Genomic DNA, 20,478 nt, shown 5'->3' on the forward strand with positions numbered 1-20,478 from the left:
GGCTTATACCTGCTTCATTTCCAGCGAACTCAAACGCACTTCACCGGCGGCGTCTGATGCGTCGAGGCCCACCGTGCCATGCAGCTGGAAAGCATTGTCGCCTTCTGGGTCTTTGAGAATCTGCACGACTTCCCACATTCGGGTGTCGTCGCCGGAGACGCTGAAGTATGACGGGCCGCGGGCATCGTTGTCCAGTTCCACGTCCTCGTACTCGTCAAAGTAATCGTCCATGAGTGCCGGCCAGTCAGGCTGGTCCGCAAAGTCCATATAATCGAGCATCTCCTCGAGCTGTTTCTCCTTCTCGTAGGCGAAGAGCTCAACCAAGCGGAAGAAATAATTGCGCACCATGATGGTGAACGCGCGGCGGTTCGCCGTCAGCGCTGTCGGGTCCTCCACGCCGAAGGCCAGCTCTCGTTCCAGGTCGGATTGAGAGATCGGGGTGGTCTCGTCGGTCATGTGGGCCCATTCGTCGATCAGCGAGGAGTCGACCTGGCGGATGAGCTCACCGAGCCACACGATGATGTCGTCCAGCCGCTGTGTCATGTACGCCTCTGGAATGGAGTGTGACAGCGTGCGCCACGCGTCGGTGAGGTAGCGCAGCACCACGCCTTCGCTGCGGGCGAGACCGTAAGTCGCGATGACATCGGAGAAGGTCATCGCATGCTCAATCATGTCGCGCACGACCGACTTGGGGCGCAGCTCGAACTCCTTGGCCCACGGGTTTCCCTGAACGAAGGTCTCGTAGGCGTCTTCCAGCTCCTCGCGCAGCGGCTGCGGGTAGGTGACGTCTTCGATGAGCGCCATGCGTTCTGTGTAGTCCACACCGTCAGCCTTGAGCGCCGCGATCTCTTCACCACGAGCCGCCGACTGCTGGGCCTGGAGAAGCTGACGCGGATCATCCAGGATCGCCTCGAACGCGGAGATGACATCCAGGTCGTACGTCTCGCTCTCCGGGTCAAGCAGGGTGAGAAAAGCCAGAGCGAAGGGGGACAGCGGCTGGTTGAGCGCGAAATCGCGGTCAAGCTCCGCCGTCAACGTGTACGGGCGGAACGCGGGCGAGTCCGGGGTACGTTCCACCACACCGGCGTTGATCAAGCCACGGAACAGGTCAAGGGCGGTGAGAATATCGCGGTTCTGCTTTGCACGGGTGTCGTGGTTGGTGCGCAGCAGATGCTTCATGTGCTCATACCCGTCGCCTGGGCGGGCGACCACGTTGAGCAACATCGAATTGGACACCGTGAACTGGCTCTGCAGCTCTTCCGGCTCTGCCTCGGTCAGCCGCAAATACGTTTTTTCTGACCACGACACTTCACCGTCGCGCGCGGACTTTTTGCGGATCTTCTTCAGCTTCTTCGGATCGTCGCCGGCCTTGCGGCGCAGCTTGACGTTCTCGATCTCGTGCTCGGGCGCTTCGACGATCACCGTTCCTTCTGTGTCGTAGCCAGCGCGTCCCGCACGTCCCGCAATCTGGTGGAATTCGCGGGATTTCACGATGCGCTGCCGGGTGCCGTCATACTTCGCCAGCCCCGTCATGAGCACCGTGCGGATCGGGACGTTGATGCCCACCCCGAGCGTGTCCGTGCCGCAGATGACCTTCAGCAGACCAGTCTGCGACAGTCGCTCGACCAGACGCCGGTACTTCGGCAGCATCCCAGCGTGGTGGATGCCGATGCCGCGGCGCAGCAGCTTTGACAGCGTCTTGCCGAAGGTCGTCGTGAAGCGGAAGTCTCCGATCGCTTCAGCGATCGCGTCCTTCTCGTCGCGCGTGAGCATGTCGCTTATCGACGTCAGAGCCTGCGCCCGTTCTGTCGCCTCCCGCTGCGAGAAATGCACCACGTAGATCGGCGCTTTCCCGTCTTCGAGCAACTCCTCAATCGTCTCGTGAACGGGGGTGAACACGTAGTGGAAATCCAGCGGGACCGGGCGCTGCGAACCACCAACGAAGGTCGTCTCACGGCCGGTGCGGCGAGTGAGGTCCTCCTCCAGCCAGGCCGTGTCGCCGAGGGTGGCGGACATGAGCAGAAATTGTGCTTTCGGAAGCTCCAACAGCGGCACCTGCCACGCCCAGCCGCGCTCTGGGTCCGAGTAGTAGTGGAACTCGTCCATAACCACCTGGCGGATGTCGGAGTTCTTTCCCTCGCGCAAGGCGATGTTGGCGACGATTTCCGCAGTGGCCGCAATGATGGGCGCATTGCCGTTCACGGTGGCATCGCCTGTCATCATGCCGACGTTCTCCGGGCCGAAGATCTCGCACAGCGCGAAGAACTTCTCACTCACCAGCGCTTTGATCGGAGCGGTGTAGAAGCTGCGCTGGCCGCGGGCCATGGCGATGAAATGGGCGGCGTTGGCCACCATGGATTTTCCTGATCCGGTGGGGGTAGCCAGAATGACATTGTCTCCGGCCAGAATGGCCACAGAGGCCTCCTCCTGCGCCGGATAAAGGGAGATGCCACGGTCGGTGGTCCAGCGGATGAAGGTGTCCCAGACGGCGTCGTCGAAAAGCGACTGCGGGACGTCACTCAGATCCGCAAGGCTGTCACCGAGCGTGGCGTCACTCATCGTCGTCGGTGAGATCGATCTGGTCGTTGTCCTGCCACATGCTGGACTCACCCGACTGGCCGGTCTGGTCTGACTGGCCAGAGCCAATGCCCTTGTTCAGGCCGCGATCCCTGTCGTCGATAGCGGCGAGGAAGTTCTCAAACGCCTCACCGATCTCGTCGCCGGACGGCATCTGAGCTTCACCCGGCATCATCTTCTGCGGGTTCTTGTCGCGGTAGGAAGCCATCTCAGAGTCGTAATGCTGCTCGAGCTGGGAGACCACTTGCGCGATTTCCTCCGACTCGTTCGTCTGCTCCGCCAGCTGCTGCTGGACGCGCGCGATGTCCTGCTCGATGGAGCGCAGCGGGAACTGCAGCTTGGACGTGTCAGACACCGACTGCAGGAGCTGGTAGACAGCCTGTGGATACGGGGAGGCTGCGACGTAGTGCGGCACATGCGCGGTGTAGCCGGCGACCCGGCGACCGCGGTTGTGCAGCTCACGCTCGATCATCACAGCGGCAGCACCCGGCATGGAGACCATCCCGTCGTAGGTGAACATCGGGCCGACCAAATCGCGGTCATTGCCGTGCGCCGAGACCACCAGGGGACGCGTGTGCGGCGCACCCATCGGAGCGGCGTACAGGCAGATTGTCTTGTCCACGTTGAACCGGTCTGCGAGATCTGCAACCGCCTTGGAGAATGCCTCCCACCGCAGGTCCGGCTCCGGACCCGACAACAGCAGGAAGGATTCTCCCTTAGCATCGCGCATGACGCGGATGTCCAAGTCGATCTCTTCGATGTCGGTGATTTCGTGCTCGCTCATCGTGATCATGGGGCGACGGGAGCGGTAATCGATGAGCTCGTCGTTATTGAATGTCGCCACCGTGCGGGAATCCAGTGCCGCCTTGAGGTGCCCGGCGGCACCTTCGACTGCGTGCCCCGCGTCAGCGTAACCCTGCATGGCCACAATGAGAGTCGGGCCAGAGGAGGTGCCGTCGACAGCTGGAGCGGGGTACTCCAATTCGTACATTTTCCTCTCGTTCGAGGTCATGTCGCATCCTCCTTTACCTATGCGCACTTTCGTGTGAGCTTGTTAGCGTTCGACAATAATCACAACAATGTCGGTTCAGTTAAATTCCCACTCTAGATCCGATTGCCTCTCGGGTGTGGACTGCGTCGGCGATTGTCAGTGAATTGCAGAAACTGTCAGGCCGCAGCCAGCCTCACACGGTTGCGCACTGCAGTGCGCGACGGGCAGGGAACCGTATTGGGGGTTTGGGAAGACTAACAAGGGCATGACGCATTCTTCAGATCACCACCATCAAGCGACAGTAGACAACCCTTCAACCATCATTGCGACGGTGCCCGGCACCCTGGGCTACTACCCGCACGAATCAGTCGTCGTCATCGGGCTCATCGCCAGCGAGGACACCGACAGTGTGTATCTCGGCCCCGTTCTGCGCGCAGACCTTGGCCGCGTGCGCGAACTGACTGCCTATCTGGGCAGCGCGCCCGTGGACACGTGCATTGCGTTCCTGGGCATTTTGGTCACGCGCGTGCCGGGGTCCGGTGTGGCGCTTAACGCCGTCGAAGAATTGGAGAAGTTGGAGCGCACCAACGGCGAGCCGCTTATCGACGTGTTGTGGCACGTCTCCGAAATCGCCCACGGCACCCCGTACTCTATGGTTTTCGGGCCCGAGCCTGCCGAGTTGGGCATGTTCTGGTCCGAGCTGGCCTGGGAGCATGGGGTCGTGGGCTCTGTCATGGCATCGCCTGCGATGGAAGCAATGCGTGCCAACGGCACACTGCCCGCCTTAGATCGCAACGACACTTTTTCCTACTTCGAGCCTGTCGTCCTGTCCGGCGCGGAAGAGCACCGCATCACCTCGCTGACCCAGCAGGCGCTTGCGCGTTCTGCTCAACTCCAGGTGGAACTTGCCCGGGGCAGCAGCTCCCGCCCAGCGAGTGTTGTGCATCAGGCGTGCACGGCTTTGATCAATGCCCCAGCGCAGCCCATCATCGGGGCCGACGAGCCGCTCAGCGTCGCCGAAGCTGTTCCGGATCAGAACAGTCTTCTTGCACTCGCTACCGTTCTCGCGCGCCCCACGCTGCGCGATTGCGTCATCGGGGAGGCGGTCCGCCACCCACAGGAATCCGCCAGTGCGCTCCTCGCCGTCGCGCGGTCCTTCCGGGGCGTCATCCGAGCAAATGCATTGAGCATCTGGGCGCTCGTGGCCATCTCCCGCGGTGTGTCGTCGTGGGCATCAGCGGCACTGCATTGCGCTCAAGAGGAAATGCCCGAGCACTCCATGTCCGCGATTTGCCTGGAAGTGTTGGCGCTGGGGGAGCAGAAGAAGCTGGTCACTACCATCCTCGAAGGGTGCGAGCTCGCCTGCGAGAAGCTGCTCGGCCCAGCGGATCCGCCAATGAGGAAAAGCGCTTAACCCCTTGCCTGGGTGAATTCCCACGCGTCGGTGACAATGCGGTCCAGTTGTGTGCGGGTGGGGTTCCAACCGAGTTCGTCTTTCGCGCGCTGCGAGGAGGCGATCAGGGTGGCTGGGTCGCCTGCGCGACGCGGAGCTACTTCGGCGGGGATGTCGTGCCCGGTCACGCTGCGGCAAGTCTCAATGACCTCTTTCACGGAGTAGCCGTCGCCAGAACCGAGGTTGAAGATCTTGTGGGTGCCCGGTGTGTTCGCCTCCAAGGCGAGCATGTGCGCGTCCGCCAAATCGCGGATGTGGATGTAGTCGCGCACGCACGTGCCGTCCGCAGTAGGCCAATCGTCACCGAAAATGAGAATCTTCTCGCGCTTTCCTTGAGCCACCTGCAGCACCAACGGAATCAAGTGAGTCTCCGTGGCGTGGCGTTCACCGTAGCCCGCGTAGGCTCCAGCGACATTGAAGTAGCGCAGGCTGGTCGCACCGAGCCCGAACGCCGCAGCGTAGGAACTCATTGCGTAGTCGATGGCCAGCTTCGACGCGCCGTACGGGTTTGTCGGTGCCGTGGGCATGTCCTCGGTGATCGGCACGTGCTCCGGTTCACCGTAGGTCGCCGCGGTGGAGGAGAATACCAGCGAGTTCACATTGTGGTCGCGCATCGCGTTGAGCAGCGCCAGAGAGGTGACAAAGTTGTCGCGCCAGTACTCATCCGGTTTTTCCACGGACTCACCCACCAGGGACCGTGCCGCGAAGTGGAGCACACCATCGACGGGGCCGCCGCTGCGGTCGCTCAGCACATCGTCGATCACATCGGTGATGGTGCCTTCCACCAAGGTGGCTTCCGGGACGACTGCGTCGCGGTTACCCGTGGAGAAATCGTCGATGATGGTCACATCATGGCCAGCTTCTACAAGCACCTTCGAACAGACGCTGCCGACGTATCCAGCGCCGCCGGTGACTACGAGACGAGCCATTGATTAACCTTCCAGCGGCTTCACGCGCAGCGCGTGAGCCAAGTCGGGGGCAAGATCCACGTGGCCATCGTTACTGGTGATCACCGTGATGATGCCGTTGCTCTTTTTCTCCAGGGTGACCACTGACCCGTGATCGACACCATAGCGGCAGATCGAGGAGTACTGCTCCGAGTCGAGCTGCAGAATCTCATTGATCTGCACGACTTCAGCCGTGACCGGTTCACTGAGATCCAGTTCGGTGGCACGGGTGCCCAGAGTCTCTCCGCCAGCGTCGGAGTATCCCAATTCGTCCAACGCCGGGATCGGGTTTCCGAAGGGGGAGCGGGTCGGGTCGTCGAGCACGTGGATGAGGCGGCGTTCCACCTCTTCACTCATCACGTGCTCCCAACGGCAGGCTTCAGCATGGACTTGGCTGATATCCAAGTCGAGCACGTCCGTCAGCAGACGCTCCGCCAAGCGGTGCTTGCGCATGACCGAGGTGGCTAACTCGCGACCGCGCTTGGTCAGGCTGAGAGAACGATCGTGCTCGACGACGATGAGGCCGTCGCGCTCCATACGGGCCACGGTTTGGGACACGGTCGGGCCGGACTGGTCGAGGCGTTCCGCAATGCGCGCACGCAGCGGAGTAATGCCTTCTTCCTCCAGCTCATACACCGTGCGCAGGTACATCTCGGTGGTGTCGACGAGGTCTCTCAAAACTGCATTCCTTACCTACTTGACCAACTCAGTCGGCCCGGCCTGCGTGGCCCGATACATGCCCAAAACTCGGGACCATGGTAGCGCATTCACGCGCCCATGGCCGGGACTCGAATTACTGGGCGTAATCGCGGAGGCGATCTGCGCGCTCGCCGACGCGCAGCTTGCTCATCACTTCGCGCTCAATCTGGCGCACACGCTCACGCGAAAGGCCGAACTTGCGGCCGATTTGGTCGAGCGTGCGCGGCACACCGTCATCCAGGCCGTAGCGCAAACGAATAACGTCCTGCTCACGTTGCTCAAGACCGTTAATGATGTCGTGAATGTCGTCGTGGCGCAGCACGGAAACAACAGCATCTTCAGCGTCCGCGGCCTCAGCATCTTCAATGAAGTCGCCCAACGGTGCTTCCTCGTCAGCGCCGACCGGCATGTCCAAGCTCACCGGGTCGCGGGACTGGCGCAACAGCATCTCGATCTTGGACTCATCAATGCCAGACTCTTCCGCCAACTCCTCGTTGGAAGGCTCGCGGCCAAGAGACTGGTACATCTCGCGACGGATGCGGGAGAGCTTGTTCACCTGCTCCACAAGGTGGACTGGGAGACGGATGGTGCGCGACTGGTCAGCCATGCCGCGGGTGATCGCTTGGCGGATCCACCAGGTGGCGTAGGTGGAGAACTTGAAGCCCTTGGAGTAGTCGAACTTCTCCATCGCGCGAATCAGGCCCAGGTTGCCCTCCTGGATGAGATCCAGCAGCGGCATGCCGCGTCCGGTGTAGCGCTTGGCTAGAGAGACAACCAAACGCAGGTTCGCCTCCAGCAGGTGAGCGCGTGCTTTGCGGCCCTGCTTGGCCAAGATCTTCAGGTCGCGTGACTTGGCGCGGGTCAACTCGGTGTCAGGATCGTCGAGCAGGTGCTGTGCGTACAGACCGACCTCGATCTGTTGGGCCAGTTCAACCTCTTCCTCAGCGTTGAGGAGTGCGGTCTTGCCGATGCCGTTCAGATACACACGGACAAGGTCAGCAGACGGATTATCGTTCGTCTGGTTCCGGCGGCTTCCGCGGTCGACCTCTTCTTTTTCATCGACATGATCCACATCGGGTTGAGTCATGAGATGGTGCTCCTTCAAATCTCGCGAATCTAACCTACTAACGCCGGACAAAGCGACATTGTTCCCGCTGTGAAACGTCAGCGCGGACTGAAGAGTTTGTGCAGTTCAGAGGCGTTGCTTTACGGGAGCGGATGCACGGTTGCCGTGCATGGAACTCTAGCAGTTTCTGCCTAACATTCAACCAATAGCGTAAAGGGGCCGGAGTTGACCGAGCTGACCTCCATCATCGCTCCGAAGCGGCCTTCTTCGACGTGAATTCCACGCTCGCGCAACGCTTGAGCGATCGCCGCAATGACTGGTTCTGCTTGATCCCCGGGGGCTGCATCGGACCACGATGGGCGGCGGCCCTTCTTGGTCCTGCCCATGAGGGTGAACTGGCTGACCAGAAGCACCGGCGCTCCGGCTTCTTCGACCGACACTTCGCCGTCGAGCAGGCGCAGTTCGGCAATCTTGCGTGCCATGGTTTCCCAAGCATCGTCGGCATCCTCCCGGCCGACACCCACGAGCGCCAGGACTCCGCCTGTGTCGGGACAGTCGATCGCGCCGACCACCTCTCCGTCAACCGTCACAGATGCTCGGGTCACTCGAGTCAATACTGCTTTCACGGCAGAACCACCTCCTGGGGGAGCACCAGGCCGTGGCGGATCAGGTCCACCACCACACTGGCGGCTTGCTGGGTCAGGGTCTCTTCGTCGGCATCTTCAAGCCCTTGCGACGCGGCGAAGATGGACACGATGTCGCGCAGCGGAAGCCCGTTTGGGTTGAGGCCGGAGACGATGGCTGCGACAGCGTCGTCGATCTCGTGGGTGAAACGCGGGCCGTCGGTCCGCGTGAGGCGCTTCACCTGCGTTTCAAAGCCCATGCCTGTTTCGGAGTCAGCAACAGCGACATCTTCGAGCGCGACACCGGGCCGCACGGTGAAGCGGGAGTCCAGGATGTCATCGGTGGTTGCGGTGCGCAGCCAGTCCATACGTATGAAGTACTCTTCGACCTCCGGGCCGAGCGGATCGATGAACGGTTGGTCGAGCGTTTCAAATGTGGCTTCGGTCGGGGCATCTCCGATGTCGCGAAGGAAAATCCAGCCAAAGCCCACGGCACGCACTCCGGCTTGACGGAAGTGGTCCAGCCAACGGCGCGTGCGCTCCACGCCCTCCTTCGAGCGTGGATCGATCGACTCGTCCTTGAGCCACGTGGACACATACAATGTCGGGTCAACGACATCCCGCTGGCATACCCAGGCAGAAACTCCATTGGGAGGCAGCCACGCTGCAACGCGGTGCTCCCACGGCTGGTCATCCGTGTGGACCCAGGCCCCGAGAATGTACGCGGTCCCGTCCGCGGCGAGATGCTCAGGAGCTTGCTTGACGACGAGCTCCGTCGCCCCGTCCAGATCCAACCCCGAATCACGGTAAACGTGGCCGACCTCCGGCGGACCAACCACGAACGGGGGATTGGCGACGATACGGTCGAAGCGTTGCCCTGCCACCAGGTCGAACCACGGTCCTTCCCGCAGCTCAACGTTGGTGATGTCGGCGCCAGCCATGGTGGCAGCGGCGAGGTCGAGCGCCCTTGGATGAACGTCGGTCGCGGTGACGTGTTGTGCCGTACCCGCCTGCGCCAGCGCCTGCACGCCTGAACCGGTACCCAGATCCAGGACAGTCCCCACCGGTGTCAGCGGTGTCGCGGAGAGCAGCGATAGGCTCGCCGCGCCCACACCGAGCACGTGGTCTGGCCCAGGGACGTGCTCTGTGACCGATGCGTCCATGTCGGAGAAAATGAACCGGTCTGCACCAGCGATGATGTGCGGACGGACATCCAGGGCGACTTCGATGTCGCCGGAGGGGGTGCGGGTGGCCACAGAAGCGTCGATAAGCGAAAGCACGAGCCGCGCCGGGAGGAACCTAGCCAGCTCTTCGGCGCTCATGGGCTGGCGCAGGAGGAAGAAGCGAATGAGCCCGGAGAGGACAGAATCGTCGCATGCTTCAAGCACCGCGCCGGGCTCACCGCGGTGGAGGGCTTCAGTCGCATCCGGGCCCAGGTGGGCAGCGATGGTGTCGGCGGTGAAGCCAGCCCGCTCCAACTCGCGGGTCAACTCTCGTGCGATGTCAGCCGGATTCATCCTCTTCCTCCTGCTCGTTTACTCTTCGTGGTCGATTGTGCCCGGCCCCGCCGCGTCTGGGCGAGGCGCAGACTGCAGCTGGGCTTGCTGCTGGTAGGCCAGCGCGGCCTGCCGGGCGGCGGCCGGCTTGTACACGTTGGCGGTGCGTTTGTCCCGGACCTCATTGCTGTCATTGGCAATGACAACGGAGATCCACGGCAACGGGATGGAGATGCAGAAGAAGATCAACGCCAGCCACCAGTTCTCCCACCACAGCACAGCGGCAATAGATAACAGCACGAACGGGATGCGCATGCCCTGCAAAATCAAGTACTTGATCTCGCGCTCTTTGCGGTTCTGGGCGGGGGAGCGCTGGGCGGAGGTGATCAGTTCAGCCCGCTTGCGGGAGAACTTCCTGCTCGGCCGTGAATCGCGCGCATCTTCGGCCTGGTCCACGGTCTCGTGGTCACCGAAACTGCTCGCTGTGCTCATGATCTTCTAGGGTAGAGCACATTGCATTCCGGTAGGCACCTTGAGGCATGATGGGGAGCGTGACGCACATGAGCCAGACCACCACGAAGACGATCGAACGCCCCGACGTCCGGGAAGACACGTCGCAGGACAACGACACCCCGAAGTTCTTCCACTACGTCAAGAAAGACCAGATCGTGCACTCCGCTGTCAGCGGTGACATGGTGGTTGCCCTGTGCGGCGAGACGTTCCCTGTGCGTAAGCAGGCGAAGCCCGGCTCACCCGTGTGCCCGGATTGCGAGAGGATCTACAAGGGGCTGCGTCGGCGGTGACGTCAGTTCCAGGCACAACGAAAGGGCCTTCGCTCCGCCAATGGCAGCAGGAGGCCCTCGATCTTTTCCTCCAGCGCAAGCCGAAGGACTTCATGGCCGTGGCTACCCCCGGTGCAGGAAAGACCACCTTCGCGCTGACCCTAGCGTCAACGCTGCACGCAGATAAGACCGTCGAGCGCATCATTGTCGTCGTGCCCACGGAGCACCTGAAGATCCAGTGGGCGCAGGCGGCAGCGCGCTTCGGGCTGTCGCTGGATCACGCCTTCACCAACTCGTCTGCGGTCAATCCCGCCTATGACGGTGTGGTGGTCACCTACGCGCAAGTGGGCATGCACCCGTTCAAGCACCATGCCGTGGCATCAGCACGCAGGACCATGGTCATCCTTGATGAGATCCACCACGCCGGCGACGCGAAGAGCTGGGGTGACGGCGTCCGCGAGGCGTACAACGACGTCGAACACCGTCTCGCGCTGACCGGTACGCCGTTCCGCTCCGACGATTCCGCGATCCCCTTTGTCACCTACGACGATGACGGTGAGGGGCATCTGGTCTCCCGCGCGGATTACACCTACGGCTACGCTGAGGCGCTTCGCGACGGCGTTGTCCGCCCCGTGGTCTTCCTCGCGTATTCCGGTGAGGCCCAGTGGCGCGATTCAGCAGGGGAGGAGTACTCGGCGCGCTTGGGCGAGCCCCTCGACGCCGCGCAGACGACCCGCGCCTGGAAGACCGCATTGGATCCGAAGGGCGACTGGATCGCGGCTGTTCTGCAAGCAGCCCACACCCGCCTAACCAAGATCCGCGCCAACATGCCGGATGCCGGCGGACTGGTCATCGCTACCGACACCACGACCGCACGCGCCTACGCCAAGATCCTGCGCACGATCTCAAACACGCCTGTCACCGTGGTGCTTTCTGACGAGCCCGGTTCCTCCAAGCGCATCGAAGAATTCTCTGCCTCCCAGGACGAATGGATGGTGGCGGTGCGCATGGTCTCTGAGGGCGTGGACGTGCCGCGTCTCGCGGTCGGCGTGTACGCCACCTCTGCCTCCACGCCACTGTTCTTTGCCCAGGCAATCGGCCGTTTTGTCCGCTCGCGAATGCCAGGGGAGTCAGCATCGATCTTCTTGCCGTCTGTTCCCGTGCTGCTGCGCCTGGCCGAGGAGATGGAGGTCTCCCGTGACCATGTGCTCGGCAAAGCCCACCGTGAATCCGGCTGGTCCGATGAACTGCTCGAGCAGGCGAACCGGAAGGAAACCGAGCCTGATGAAGCAGCGGCGTATCAGTCCATCGGTGCGTCCGCAGAGCTCGATTCGCTCATCTTCGACGGTTCGACCTACGGAACGCCGACCCTCACCGGCTCCGATGAAGAGCAAGACTTTCTGGGCTTGCCGGGACTCCTCGACGCCGACCAAGTGAAGCTGCTGCTGAGCAAACGCCAGTCTGACCAGCTCGATGCACGGGAAGCCGAGGCGAAGGCCGAAAAGGCCAAAGTCGAACAGGAGAAGGCGCGGAGGGACAAGATGGGTGCGTCGATAAGCGATGCGCCCTCCGCGGGGACCGGCACTGGCGTGGCTTCCGAAGACATCCCGGCACTGCGCCAGGAGCTCAACGCCCGCGTGGCAATTGTTGCGTCGCGTACAGGTCGGCCCCATGGGGCAATCCACACGGAGGTTCGCAACGCCTGCGGCGGCCCGCCGACGGCGCTGTGCTCTGCGGAGCAACTTCGGGCGCGTATCGACTATCTGCGTGACTGGTAAACGCTGCTAGGCTGGCGGGCATTATGGTGCATCCCAATCCTTACGGCCCGCAGTATCCCCGCAGCCCCAGGGACCCGATGAATGAACCATACGGCGGCTACAGCCACGAGCAACGGGGACAGCTAGACGGCTACGGTCAACCATTTGAAGTTGGTCCTGTCGACCAGTGGGGGCGCTACAACCCGCACGGGCCGAACGCGTACGCGACCGGGTTCGTGCCCCACGCCTACGCGCCGGTACCTGCAGAGAAGAACCAAACAGCCGTCGCCGCTTTGGTGGTCGGCCTTTGTTCGTTCGCGATGGTGTTCATCGCTGGGCCGTTCGCCCTGCTGCTCGGCATTTGCGGCATCATTTGCGGCATTATGGGGATCACCAACAGCCGTCGCTTCCCCGGCTCCAACGGTATGGGAATGGCTATCACCGGCCTGATAGCGAGCATCATCAGCACCCTCATGGCCATTGCTTTTCTCGCATTCATGGCACTTGCCATTTATGAGCTGGAGCAGGAGGTGGACTCTGGCACTGGCAGTAATAAAGGGCCGGAAAGCAGCAGCGAGAGTGTGCTCGAGCGCACAGCGGACCGCGACCGGGCGTATAAAGAAAACACCTAGCCAGACACTCCCGGTTGAGCCGGGCTGTCTGGCTAGGTGGTGGCGAGGGGGCTCGCTGCTTTAGTCCAAGTAGTCGCGCAGCACCTGCGAACGCGACGGGTGGCGCAGCTTCGACATCGTCTTCGATTCGATTTGCCGAATGCGCTCGCGCGTGACGCCGTAGACTTGTCCGATCTCGTCGAGGGTGCGCGGCATGCCGTCGGTCAATCCGAAGCGCAGGCGCACAACGCCCGCCTCACGCTCGGACAGCGTGTGCAGCACGTCCTGGAGCTGGTCCTGTAGAAGCGTGAAGGACACAGCGTCGACGGCCACCACAGCCTCAGAGTCTTCGATGAAGTCGCCGAGTTGGCTGTCGCCCTCATCACCGATGGTCTGGTCCAGGGAGATCGGCTCGCGCGCGTACTGCTGGATCTCAAGGACCTTCTCCTCAGTGATGTCCATTTCCTTCGCCAGCTCCTGCGGAGTCGGCTCGCGACCGAGGTCCTGCAGCAGCTCGCGCTGGATGCGGCCGAGCTTGTTAATCACCTCGACCATGTGCACCGGGATACGGATGGTGCGGGCCTGGTCTGCCATCGCACGGGTAATCGCCTGACGGATCCACCATGTGGCGTAAGTCGAGAACTTGTACCCCTTGGAGTAGTCGAACTTCTCCACTGCACGAATCAGGCCCAAGTTGCCTTCCTGGATCAAGTCCAAGAAAGCCATGCCACGGCCGGTGTAGCGCTTTGCCAGGGACACCACGAGACGCAGGTTCGCCTCAAGCAAGTGGTTCTTCGCCTTGCGGCCGTCGCGGGCGACGGCGCGCAGATCACGCTTCACAGCCGGGGTGAGCTTCGCGTCCTTGTCGCCTTCGTCGGCGGCGCGCTGCATCTCATCCAGGCGGTGCTGGGCGTAGAGACCGGCCTCGATGCGCTTGGCCAGAGAGACTTCCTGCTCAGCGTCAAGCAGCGCGACCTTACCGATCTGCTTGAGGTAAGCACGCACCGAGTCCGCAGAGGCGGTGAGCTGGGCGTCTTTGCGTGCTTGGCGCAGAGCAGCAGACTCTTCGATGTCCCACACTGACGGGGGAGCGGCATCTTCGTCGTCATCGTCGCTTGCCGGAGCCGAGGCTGCGGCCTCACCCTCTTCACCGAGTTCCGGCACGAACTCGTCAGAGTCCTCCTCGCCATCCTCCTCATCGGTGGCAGTGGCAGCATCGACGACAGCTTCGCTGTCGAGCTCCTCGTCTTCTTCGAGCTCCGGATCGAAGTCGTCGCCGTCCATGTCCTCGTCGGCCAGATCCTCATCCAGGTCGCCGTCGAGCATGTCGTCGTCGCCGAGACCGTCCACGTCGTCGACATCGTCTACGTCATCGGTGTCGTCGGCGTCAGCGGACTCGTCCTCGTTCTCAGCTGCGTCGGCCGCAGAGGCTGCCTGTGCGGACTTGCGCACGGTCTTCTTCGCGGCCGTCTTCTTCACCGTCTTCTTGGCGGCTTTCTTCGTGGTCTTCTTCGCAGCGTTCTTGGTGGTCTTCTTAGCCGCAGTCTTCTTGGCGGCCTTCTTAGCCGTCTTCTTCACGGCCTTTTTCCGCGCAGGCTGAGACGCCTGACCCGCGTCTTCCTCGACAGCGGCATCAGGGCTGTTATTGGTGGATGGGGTGCTAGCTGCCACGTACGACCTTTCGTGCACTCATCGCTTGACTACGTTGGTGTCCCACCACGATACGCAAACCTGCATAATCAAGTCGGTAGCGGGGTGAGCCGGTTGATTTCCGATGACGTTAACCGCGGAAAGCGGAAGGCTATTCCTCCCACCATGACGTAGACCGCTCCTACGCGGCCTTTGCGGTAACCCTACAGCATAGGCACGGCTCCCCGGTTCCCGCCACCCCCTCCAGCGAACTATTTTCGCGAATGCGGGGGTTTTAGGGCGCGACGTGCTTCCACACAGCCATCGCGGCACCGACGATTCCCGCGCGATTGCGCAGTTTGGCCGGGATAACGGGCGTGTCCACGGTAAGCAGCGGCACCCACTTATCTGCCTTGCGCGAGATGCCGCCACCGACGACGAAGGCAATGGGATTGAACAGCCGCGCGTACTCTGTCAGGACTTTGTCGACGCGCTTCGCCCACTGTGAGTAACTCAGTTCTTCGCGGTCGCGGACAGCCGAAGACGCCTGGTGCTCGGCCTCCTTCTTGCCCACAAACATGTGGCCAAGTTCCGTATTGGGGAACAGATCGCCGTCCATGAGCAGCGCCGAGCCGATTCCGGTGCCGAAGGTCAAGAACATCACAGCCCCGGTGCGACAGATCTCGTCACCGAACGCGACTTCGGCCAGGCCGGCTGCGTCAGCGTCATTCAGCACCGCGATGTCGCGGCCAGGCACATGCTCGCTGAACAGCTCATGAACGTCGGTACCGATCCACGCGTCATCGATGTTCGCGGCGGTCATTGCTACCTGCTCCTTGACCACGGAGGGTAGGCAGATGCCCACGGGTCCGTCCCATTCGAGCTGGCGGACAATCTCAGCAACGGTTTCTGCCACAGCCTCTGGGGTCGCGGGTTGGGGAGTGGCGATCTTGATGCGGTCGGTGGCGAACTCGCCGGTGTCCATGTCGACGATCGCGCCTTTAACGCCAGAGCCTCCGATGTCGATGCCGCAGCAGTAGTTGCCCGAGGTGTGATCCATACCCGCCGATTCTACGCACTTCCGCACCCCGCGCGGACGCTGGCTACTTTGAGGCACGATGGCAAGCATGAGTACCGCAGATTTGCTTGTCGACGAGCTTCTCGACGTCGCCCTTTCCACCTGCTTGCTGGCCGCAGGTCACGTCCGCGATAGGCGGGCCGAACTGATCGGGGAAAGCGCATTGACTGCGGCGGAGACAAAATCCTCGGCAGTGGACCCGGTCACTGTCGTAGATAAAGAGTCGGAGCAGTTGATCATGTCCACTCTTCTCGAGCGTCGACCAGACGACGGCATTCTGGGGGAAGAAGGCGCCGACGTTCCGTCTCGTTCCGGAGTGCGGTGGATCGTCGACCCGATTGATGGCACGGTGAACTTTCTCTATGGGGTCCCGCAGTATGCGGTGTCGATCGCAGCCGCGCGCGGGGAGGAACTGCTTGCTGGAGCGGTAGTCAATGTTGCTACTGCCCGCACCTATCAGGCAGGTAGAGGTCGCGGGGCCTTCACGCGTGGGGGAGGGGAAGAGGAATGGCGGCGGTTAGGTGTGTCGTCGATAAGCGATGTGCCTCTCGCGCTTGTGGCCACCGGTTTCTCCTACACGCCACAGTGGCGCGCCCAGCAAGCGGACATTCTGCGCGCGGTATTGCCGCGTGTGCGCGACATCCGCCGCGCCGGCAGTGCTGCTCTGGACTTGTGCATGCTCGCAGACGGCGTGGTGGATGCCTACTACGAGCACGCCACCCACCCGTGGGACTACGCCGCCGGAGCCGTGATTGCCACCGAGGCTGGCGCACAGGTTGAGCATCCTGGCCTGGGTGCCAGCGGCCATGACGGGGCGGTGACAATGGCATCCGCTCCGGGGATTTGGAATAACTTCCGCGCCCTCCTTGCGGAAGCGGGGGCAGATCAGCCCCTGAAACCATTCTCTGACCAGGTCTGATTTAGAAAGCGGAAGTCGAGGTGCGACACGCCGAAACGTCTGTGCGCGGGGCAAACATGACATAAAGAAATTCTTGTTTTAATATCACGCTGACAGTAAGCATTTTGAAAGCATTCTCAGGCTCAGAAGGAGACCTCGTGGCCACCGATTACGACGCCCCTCGCCGCCGCCTCGATGATGAGATCGAGACGGATTCCCTTGAAGGTCTCAAGGCCGAAGAGGTCGCCGGCAGCAGCATGGACGACGATGGGGAAGTTGTTGACGCATTCGATCCGCCGACCGTCGACCTGTCCGGCGAAGAACTCAATGTCTCTGTCGTGCCGAAACAGGAGAACGAGTTCACCTGCGCATCCTGCTTCTTAGTGCAGAAGCACAACCGCCTGGGCCACGTTGAGCCAGACGGTTCGAAGATTTGCCTCGACTGCGAGTAACCGACGTCCCGCGTTGGCCTACTGGCCAGTGCGGTGGAGGGGCTCGGCGGCCGTGTCAGCCTGCTCCGGAACGTAGGCCCGAAGCAGTTCCTCCGGATTCTTAGAGGACACGAGCCAGTAAGGGGTGGGGTCCTCCGGGTCGTCGAGAACGAACAAGGCCATTTCTTTCACCCATGCGCGGTGGACGAGATACGCCGCGGGATCGAGCTGCCGGCCAAGCGCGTTCTGCTTCGCCGAACGGGGGACAGCCAGAGAGCGCGACACCACTGACGACGGCAAGTTCGCGTCACCCACGACGAGCCAGCGCGTTCCGTCACCGTCGCGCTCCACGCGCACCACAGTCGACGACAAGTGAATAAGGAACCATGCGATCAGGGCGCCGATGACAATGAACGTCGCGACGAACCACCACATCCCGCGGTTGACACCCATTTGAGCACCCAACAGCGCCGCGAATGCAGTCCCCGCGATCCACCACCACAACGGCACCCACTGGCGTTCGGAGTACAGCACTTCTGGCGCCGCGGAAGGGGTAGTAGGCGGTGTTGACGGGGTGTTCGCGCTTTCAGTCACACCGTCCATGGTAGGCAAGTGCCCCATGATTCCTTAAATGGTTTGGCGAATGGCGGAGATACGTGCCCCGTCAACCTCACGTAGTGTGGGGACGTGACCAAAGAGACGAAATCGATCGGACCGATCCCCCTCAAGCGGCTCGATCCGGACCTACCCATTCCGCAACGCGCCCACCGCGGCGATGCCGGTGTGGACCTGTATTCCGCTCACGACCTCACGGTCGGCCCCGGTGAGCGCGCGTTGGTGAGTACCGGCGTCGCTATCGCGTTGCCGCTTGGCACTGTGGGCCTGATCCACCCGCGTTCGGGCCTGGCGGCCAAGCACGGCCTGACCATCGTGAACACTCCCGGCACGATCGATGCGGATTACCGGGGGGAACTCAAGGTGTGCCTGCTCAACACGGACAAAGACACTCCCTTTGAGGTCACCCGCGGGATGCGCATCGCCCAACTGGTGGTGCAACGAGTGGAACTGCCGGACTTCATCGAAGTCGACGACCTCGATGAGACTGTCCGCGGTTCGGGCGGATACGGCTCCACCGGCGTGAATTAGCAGCAACTTAGCACTTAAGGAACGAGCGAAAGAGACAATCATGGCACTGTGGCCCTTCGGCAAGAAAAAGAACAGCGACTCCGCTGAATATGGCAATTACCGCAGGCGGGAATGGGAAGACCCGTTTGTTTCTCGTCCCGCGGAGGCCCCCGCCACCCCCACGCGGCCCCGTGCATCTAGCGGGGACTTTCACGACGTGCAATACATGAACCCGGTGAAAGACAAGGGCAGCACAATCGTCCAGACCACGCCTGATCCCGAGCAGGTCAAAGAGGCCGAAGAGGCTGCCGTTGTCCAGCGTGAGCACGACGCCGTGAACGGGAAGACCGGCCCTTTTGATGGTGACAACGTTGACATCAACGACTTCGACTTCAGCGACTTCTCCGCAGGGTTGCTCAACCTCGGCTCGATCCAGTTAGCGCTTCCGAAGAACTCCCAGGTCCAGGTGGAGATGGGTGAGCAGGGCCCGCGCATGCTCCACGTCATCACCGAATTCGGCCGTGTCACCCCGGTGGCGTTCGCCGCACCGAACTCCGGCGGCATGTGGGAAGAGTCCTCCGATGAGATCGCAGAGGGCATGCGCGCTGAAGGCATGCCGGTCGAATATGAAGAGGGCCCATGGGGCCGCGAAGTGGTCGGCACTGGCGACAACGGCATCATCCGCATCATCGGTGTGCAAGGCCCGCGCTGGCTGTACCGCGTCACCCTCGCAGCGCCGCACGGTAAGGAAGACCGGTTGGCGGATCTCGGCCGCGAAATCATCGCTCGCTCCTTCATCTACCGCGGCAACACGCCCGTGCTGGCAGGCAACTCCCTGCCGGTCGAGTTGCCCGCACAGCTCGCTCTGCAAATCCAGCAAGCTATGCAGCAGCAACAGCTGCGGCAGCAGAACCAACAGAACCAACAGGGTCAGGGAGAGCAGACCGGCCAGCCTGACCAGCCCGAACAGCAGTAATATGGAGCTTACTTCTGGCGATCGCGTCAGGCTTGAACCCACCGCGATGGCGCACGGGGGCGAGGCAATTGCGCACGCCCCGGACGGTCGCGTGGTGTTCGTGGCAGGAGCACTTCCCGGTGATGTGGTGGAAGCCGAGCTGACCACTGTGAAGAAGCGGTGGGCTCGTGCCGCGCTCACCCAGGTAGTGGAACCGTCGCCGGACCGGACTGAGGTCGCCTGCCCGGCAGCGGCAGCTGGCGCAGGGTGCTGCAACTACTCCCACATCGATCCCGCCGCGCAAACGCGGTTCAAGCGCGAGATCTTGGTCGGGCAGTTGGAAAAGCATGCCCGGCCCAGTGGTGTGCTCGAGGGCTTTGACGCAGCGATCGACCTCGAGGAAGAATCGCTCGAACCGACCCTTGGGTGGCGCACCCGTGTCCGTCTTGGCGTCGATGAACAGGGGCGTGCTGGAATGCGCCGCGCACGCAGCCGCGAGATCGTTGTGGGGCAGCCGTGCGCCCAGGTGGTTCCGGAGGCCCTCGATGGAATCGTCGGCGGTGATGCGAGATTCACCCCCGGTGCTGAGCTCGTGGTGGTCGTTGACGGGGCAGGGCAGCGTCACGTCGTCGAAACGCGGCGGGCGCAACGCGGTAAACGTGTGGAGCACATTGATACGCGCATCGAGGGTGGCGATGCCGCGACCGAGATCGTTCCGGTCGCCGGGGAGCAATTCCTCTTCAGCTTTCCCCCGACAGCGTTTTGGCAGGCACATCTCGCTGCTCCTGCGGCCTATTCGGCCTACATCCTTGATTGGGCTGCGGACGACTACGGTGAGCGCGCAGGGTGGGATTTGTATGGCGGGGTGGGATTGTTTGTGCCGTCGATAAGCGCTGCCATGGAGGGGGACAAGGCTCCGCGCATCGCCAGCGTCGACTACTCTCCCGCCGCGACGCGCACGCCGCAGCCCGCACTGAGCGCGTTCAACGTGGACATGCGCAACCAGAAAGTGGAGACGGCGCTGGATGAGCTGCCGGACCCAGGGCTCGTGGTGCTCGATCCTCCGCGTACAGGGGCCGGGGAAAACGTCGTCGCCGGCATCGCTGCGCGCCGCCCGCAGCGCGTCATCCACATCGGGTGCGATCCGGCGACATTCACGCGCGATCTGGCCACATGGGGCGCGGCAGGATACGTCGTCGAACGCATGGCGCTTATCGACGCTTTTCCCGCCACCCACCACTTCGAAGTCCTCACCAGCCTCGTTCCGGCCTGAAAAGCCGATGCCGGGTTAGAGCGGGGAAAGTGTAGAATTGTCCTTCAACCATTCGAGACGCTTTCTCCAACCGTCCGACAACCTCGA

Annotated in this window: 20 protein-coding genes; 9 read left to right on the forward strand and 11 right to left on the reverse strand. The window is 62.3% G+C overall.

Translation table 11 applies throughout. The features are described from left to right. Positions 1–3 precede the first annotated feature (3 nt). Both KBX07_RS10100 and KBX07_RS10105 read right to left on the reverse strand, forming a co-directional pair. On the reverse strand, positions 4–2,559 hold the full coding sequence (locus KBX07_RS10100) for an RNA helicase (RefSeq protein WP_255995044.1): 2,556 nt from the start codon (positions 2,557–2,559) through the stop codon (positions 4–6). After that, a complete protein-coding gene (locus KBX07_RS10105) occupies positions 2,552–3,589 on the reverse strand; it encodes a PAC2 family protein (RefSeq protein WP_005289840.1) in 1,038 nt (345 codons plus the stop codon). The genes KBX07_RS10100 and KBX07_RS10105 overlap by 8 nt, the downstream gene beginning before the upstream one ends. 244 nt (positions 3,590–3,833) lie before the next feature. Between KBX07_RS10105 and KBX07_RS10110 the strand changes: the two genes are divergently transcribed. Then, on the forward strand, positions 3,834–4,982 hold the full coding sequence (locus tag KBX07_RS10110; protein ID WP_255998953.1) for a DUF4192 domain-containing protein: 1,149 nt from the start codon (positions 3,834–3,836) through the stop codon (positions 4,980–4,982). Here the strand turns inward: KBX07_RS10110 and galE are convergent. From galE to KBX07_RS10140, 6 genes are all read right to left on the reverse strand, one after another. After that, positions 4,979–5,950, reverse strand: coding sequence for a UDP-glucose 4-epimerase GalE (gene galE, locus KBX07_RS10115; RefSeq protein ID WP_255995047.1), 972 nt, complete (start codon positions 5,948–5,950; stop codon positions 4,979–4,981). The genes KBX07_RS10110 and galE overlap by 4 nt on opposite strands. 3 nt (positions 5,951–5,953) lie before the next feature. Next, positions 5,954–6,646, reverse strand: a complete 693-nt coding sequence (locus KBX07_RS10120; protein WP_256024008.1) for a metal-dependent transcriptional regulator — start codon at positions 6,644–6,646, stop codon at positions 5,954–5,956. Between the two features lie 115 nt (positions 6,647–6,761). Further along, the gene (locus KBX07_RS10125; protein ID WP_005289850.1) at positions 6,762–7,754 is read right to left on the reverse strand and encodes a sigma-70 family RNA polymerase sigma factor; all 993 of its coding nucleotides are present in this window, start codon (positions 7,752–7,754) and stop codon (positions 6,762–6,764) included. A gap of 170 nt (positions 7,755–7,924) precedes the next feature. Continuing rightward, positions 7,925–8,359: a D-aminoacyl-tRNA deacylase gene (gene dtd, locus KBX07_RS10130; protein WP_256024010.1), complete on the reverse strand. Its 435-nt coding sequence runs from the start codon at positions 8,357–8,359 to the stop codon at positions 7,925–7,927. Further along, a complete protein-coding gene (locus tag KBX07_RS10135) occupies positions 8,356–9,873 on the reverse strand; it encodes a class I SAM-dependent methyltransferase (protein WP_256024011.1) in 1,518 nt (505 codons plus the stop codon). Before KBX07_RS10135 ends, dtd begins: the two co-directional genes overlap by 4 nt. Before the next feature lie 18 nt (positions 9,874–9,891). Next, positions 9,892–10,344, reverse strand: a complete 453-nt coding sequence (locus tag KBX07_RS10140) for a DUF3099 domain-containing protein (RefSeq protein WP_005289855.1) — start codon at positions 10,342–10,344, stop codon at positions 9,892–9,894. A 50-nt stretch (positions 10,345–10,394) separates the two neighbouring features. On the opposite strand from KBX07_RS10140, the gene KBX07_RS10145 reads away from it, so the two are divergent. The 3 genes from KBX07_RS10145 (at position 10,395) to KBX07_RS10155 (ending at position 13,023) form a co-directional block, all read left to right on the forward strand. Next, positions 10,395–10,655, forward strand: coding sequence for a DUF3039 domain-containing protein (locus KBX07_RS10145; RefSeq protein ID WP_370687024.1), 261 nt, complete (start codon positions 10,395–10,397; stop codon positions 10,653–10,655). Further along, positions 10,652–12,412: a DEAD/DEAH box helicase gene (locus KBX07_RS10150; protein ID WP_256024013.1), complete on the forward strand. Its 1,761-nt coding sequence runs from the start codon at positions 10,652–10,654 to the stop codon at positions 12,410–12,412. Before KBX07_RS10145 ends, KBX07_RS10150 begins: the two co-directional genes overlap by 4 nt. 77 nt (positions 12,413–12,489) lie before the next feature. Then, positions 12,490–13,023, forward strand: coding sequence for a DUF4190 domain-containing protein (locus KBX07_RS10155; RefSeq protein WP_256024014.1), 534 nt, complete (start codon positions 12,490–12,492; stop codon positions 13,021–13,023). Positions 13,024–13,083: 60 nt separating this feature from the next. On the opposite strand, the gene KBX07_RS10160 is transcribed toward KBX07_RS10155, so the two are convergent. Further along, positions 13,084–14,673, reverse strand: a complete 1,590-nt coding sequence (locus KBX07_RS10160) for an RNA polymerase sigma factor (protein WP_256024016.1) — start codon at positions 14,671–14,673, stop codon at positions 13,084–13,086. A gap of 253 nt (positions 14,674–14,926) precedes the next feature. Next, on the reverse strand, positions 14,927–15,691 hold the full coding sequence (ppgK, locus tag KBX07_RS10165; protein WP_040423659.1) for a polyphosphate--glucose phosphotransferase: 765 nt from the start codon (positions 15,689–15,691) through the stop codon (positions 14,927–14,929). Positions 15,692–15,758: 67 nt separating this feature from the next. On the opposite strand from ppgK, the gene KBX07_RS10170 reads away from it, so the two are divergent. Together KBX07_RS10170 and KBX07_RS10175 are read left to right on the forward strand one after the other, a co-directional pair. Continuing rightward, positions 15,759–16,628 (forward strand): inositol monophosphatase family protein, encoded by an 870-nt coding sequence (locus KBX07_RS10170; protein WP_256024018.1) that lies wholly within the window; start codon positions 15,759–15,761, stop codon positions 16,626–16,628. 137 nt (positions 16,629–16,765) lie between these two features. Next, the gene (locus KBX07_RS10175) at positions 16,766–17,059 is read left to right on the forward strand and encodes a DUF4193 domain-containing protein (RefSeq protein ID WP_005289868.1); all 294 of its coding nucleotides are present in this window, start codon (positions 16,766–16,768) and stop codon (positions 17,057–17,059) included. 18 nt (positions 17,060–17,077) lie between these two features. Here the strand turns inward: KBX07_RS10175 and KBX07_RS10180 are convergent, their stop codons facing one another. Further along, on the reverse strand, positions 17,078–17,641 hold the full coding sequence (locus KBX07_RS10180; RefSeq protein WP_256024030.1) for a DUF3093 domain-containing protein: 564 nt from the start codon (positions 17,639–17,641) through the stop codon (positions 17,078–17,080). 84 nt (positions 17,642–17,725) lie between these two features. Between KBX07_RS10180 and dut the strand changes: the two genes are divergently transcribed. The 3 genes from dut to KBX07_RS10195 are packed head-to-tail and all read left to right on the forward strand — an operon-like array spanning position 17,726 to position 20,391. Further along, entirely contained in the window at positions 17,726–18,184 is a 459-nt protein-coding gene (dut, locus tag KBX07_RS10185; protein ID WP_256024020.1) for a dUTP diphosphatase, read from the forward strand. A 40-nt stretch (positions 18,185–18,224) separates the two neighbouring features. Continuing rightward, positions 18,225–19,139, forward strand: a complete 915-nt coding sequence (locus tag KBX07_RS10190) for a DUF3710 domain-containing protein (RefSeq protein ID WP_256024021.1) — start codon at positions 18,225–18,227, stop codon at positions 19,137–19,139. Position 19,140: 1 nt separating this feature from the next. Beyond that, entirely contained in the window at positions 19,141–20,391 is a 1,251-nt protein-coding gene (locus KBX07_RS10195; RefSeq protein ID WP_256024022.1) for a class I SAM-dependent RNA methyltransferase, read from the forward strand. Positions 20,392–20,478: the final 87 nt, after the last annotated feature.

The organism is Corynebacterium sp. CCUG 70398 (assembly GCF_024454055.1).
GTDB classification, from domain to species: domain Bacteria; phylum Actinomycetota; class Actinomycetes; order Mycobacteriales; family Mycobacteriaceae; genus Corynebacterium; species Corynebacterium genitalium.

Excerpts from the sequence above, each read along its gene's own strand:
- ppgK (WP_040423659.1), bottom strand. The coding sequence starts at position 15,691 with ATGGATCACACCTCGGGCAACTACTGCTGCGGCATCGACATCGGAGGC.
- KBX07_RS10105 (WP_005289840.1), bottom strand. The coding sequence starts at position 3,589 with ATGACCTCGAACGAGAGGAAAATGTACGAATTGGAGTACCCCGCTCCA.
- KBX07_RS10190 (WP_256024021.1), top strand. The coding sequence starts at position 18,225 with ATGGCACTGTGGCCCTTCGGCAAGAAAAAGAACAGCGACTCCGCTGAA.
- KBX07_RS10125 (WP_005289850.1), bottom strand. The coding sequence starts at position 7,754 with ATGACTCAACCCGATGTGGATCATGTCGATGAAAAAGAAGAGGTCGAC.
- KBX07_RS10135 (WP_256024011.1), bottom strand. The coding sequence starts at position 9,873 with ATGAATCCGGCTGACATCGCACGAGAGTTGACCCGCGAGTTGGAGCGG.
- galE (WP_255995047.1), bottom strand. The coding sequence starts at position 5,950 with ATGGCTCGTCTCGTAGTCACCGGCGGCGCTGGATACGTCGGCAGCGTC.
- KBX07_RS10180 (WP_256024030.1), bottom strand. The coding sequence starts at position 17,641 with ATGGACGGTGTGACTGAAAGCGCGAACACCCCGTCAACACCGCCTACT.
- KBX07_RS10170 (WP_256024018.1), top strand. The coding sequence starts at position 15,759 with ATGAGTACCGCAGATTTGCTTGTCGACGAGCTTCTCGACGTCGCCCTT.
- KBX07_RS10145 (WP_370687024.1), top strand. The coding sequence starts at position 10,395 with ATGGGGAGCGTGACGCACATGAGCCAGACCACCACGAAGACGATCGAA.
- KBX07_RS10155 (WP_256024014.1), top strand. The coding sequence starts at position 12,490 with ATGAATGAACCATACGGCGGCTACAGCCACGAGCAACGGGGACAGCTA.
- KBX07_RS10100 (WP_255995044.1), bottom strand. The coding sequence starts at position 2,559 with ATGAGTGACGCCACGCTCGGTGACAGCCTTGCGGATCTGAGTGACGTC.
- KBX07_RS10195 (WP_256024022.1), top strand. The coding sequence starts at position 19,141 with ATGGAGCTTACTTCTGGCGATCGCGTCAGGCTTGAACCCACCGCGATG.
- KBX07_RS10140 (WP_005289855.1), bottom strand. The coding sequence starts at position 10,344 with ATGAGCACAGCGAGCAGTTTCGGTGACCACGAGACCGTGGACCAGGCC.
- KBX07_RS10110 (WP_255998953.1), top strand. The coding sequence starts at position 3,834 with ATGACGCATTCTTCAGATCACCACCATCAAGCGACAGTAGACAACCCT.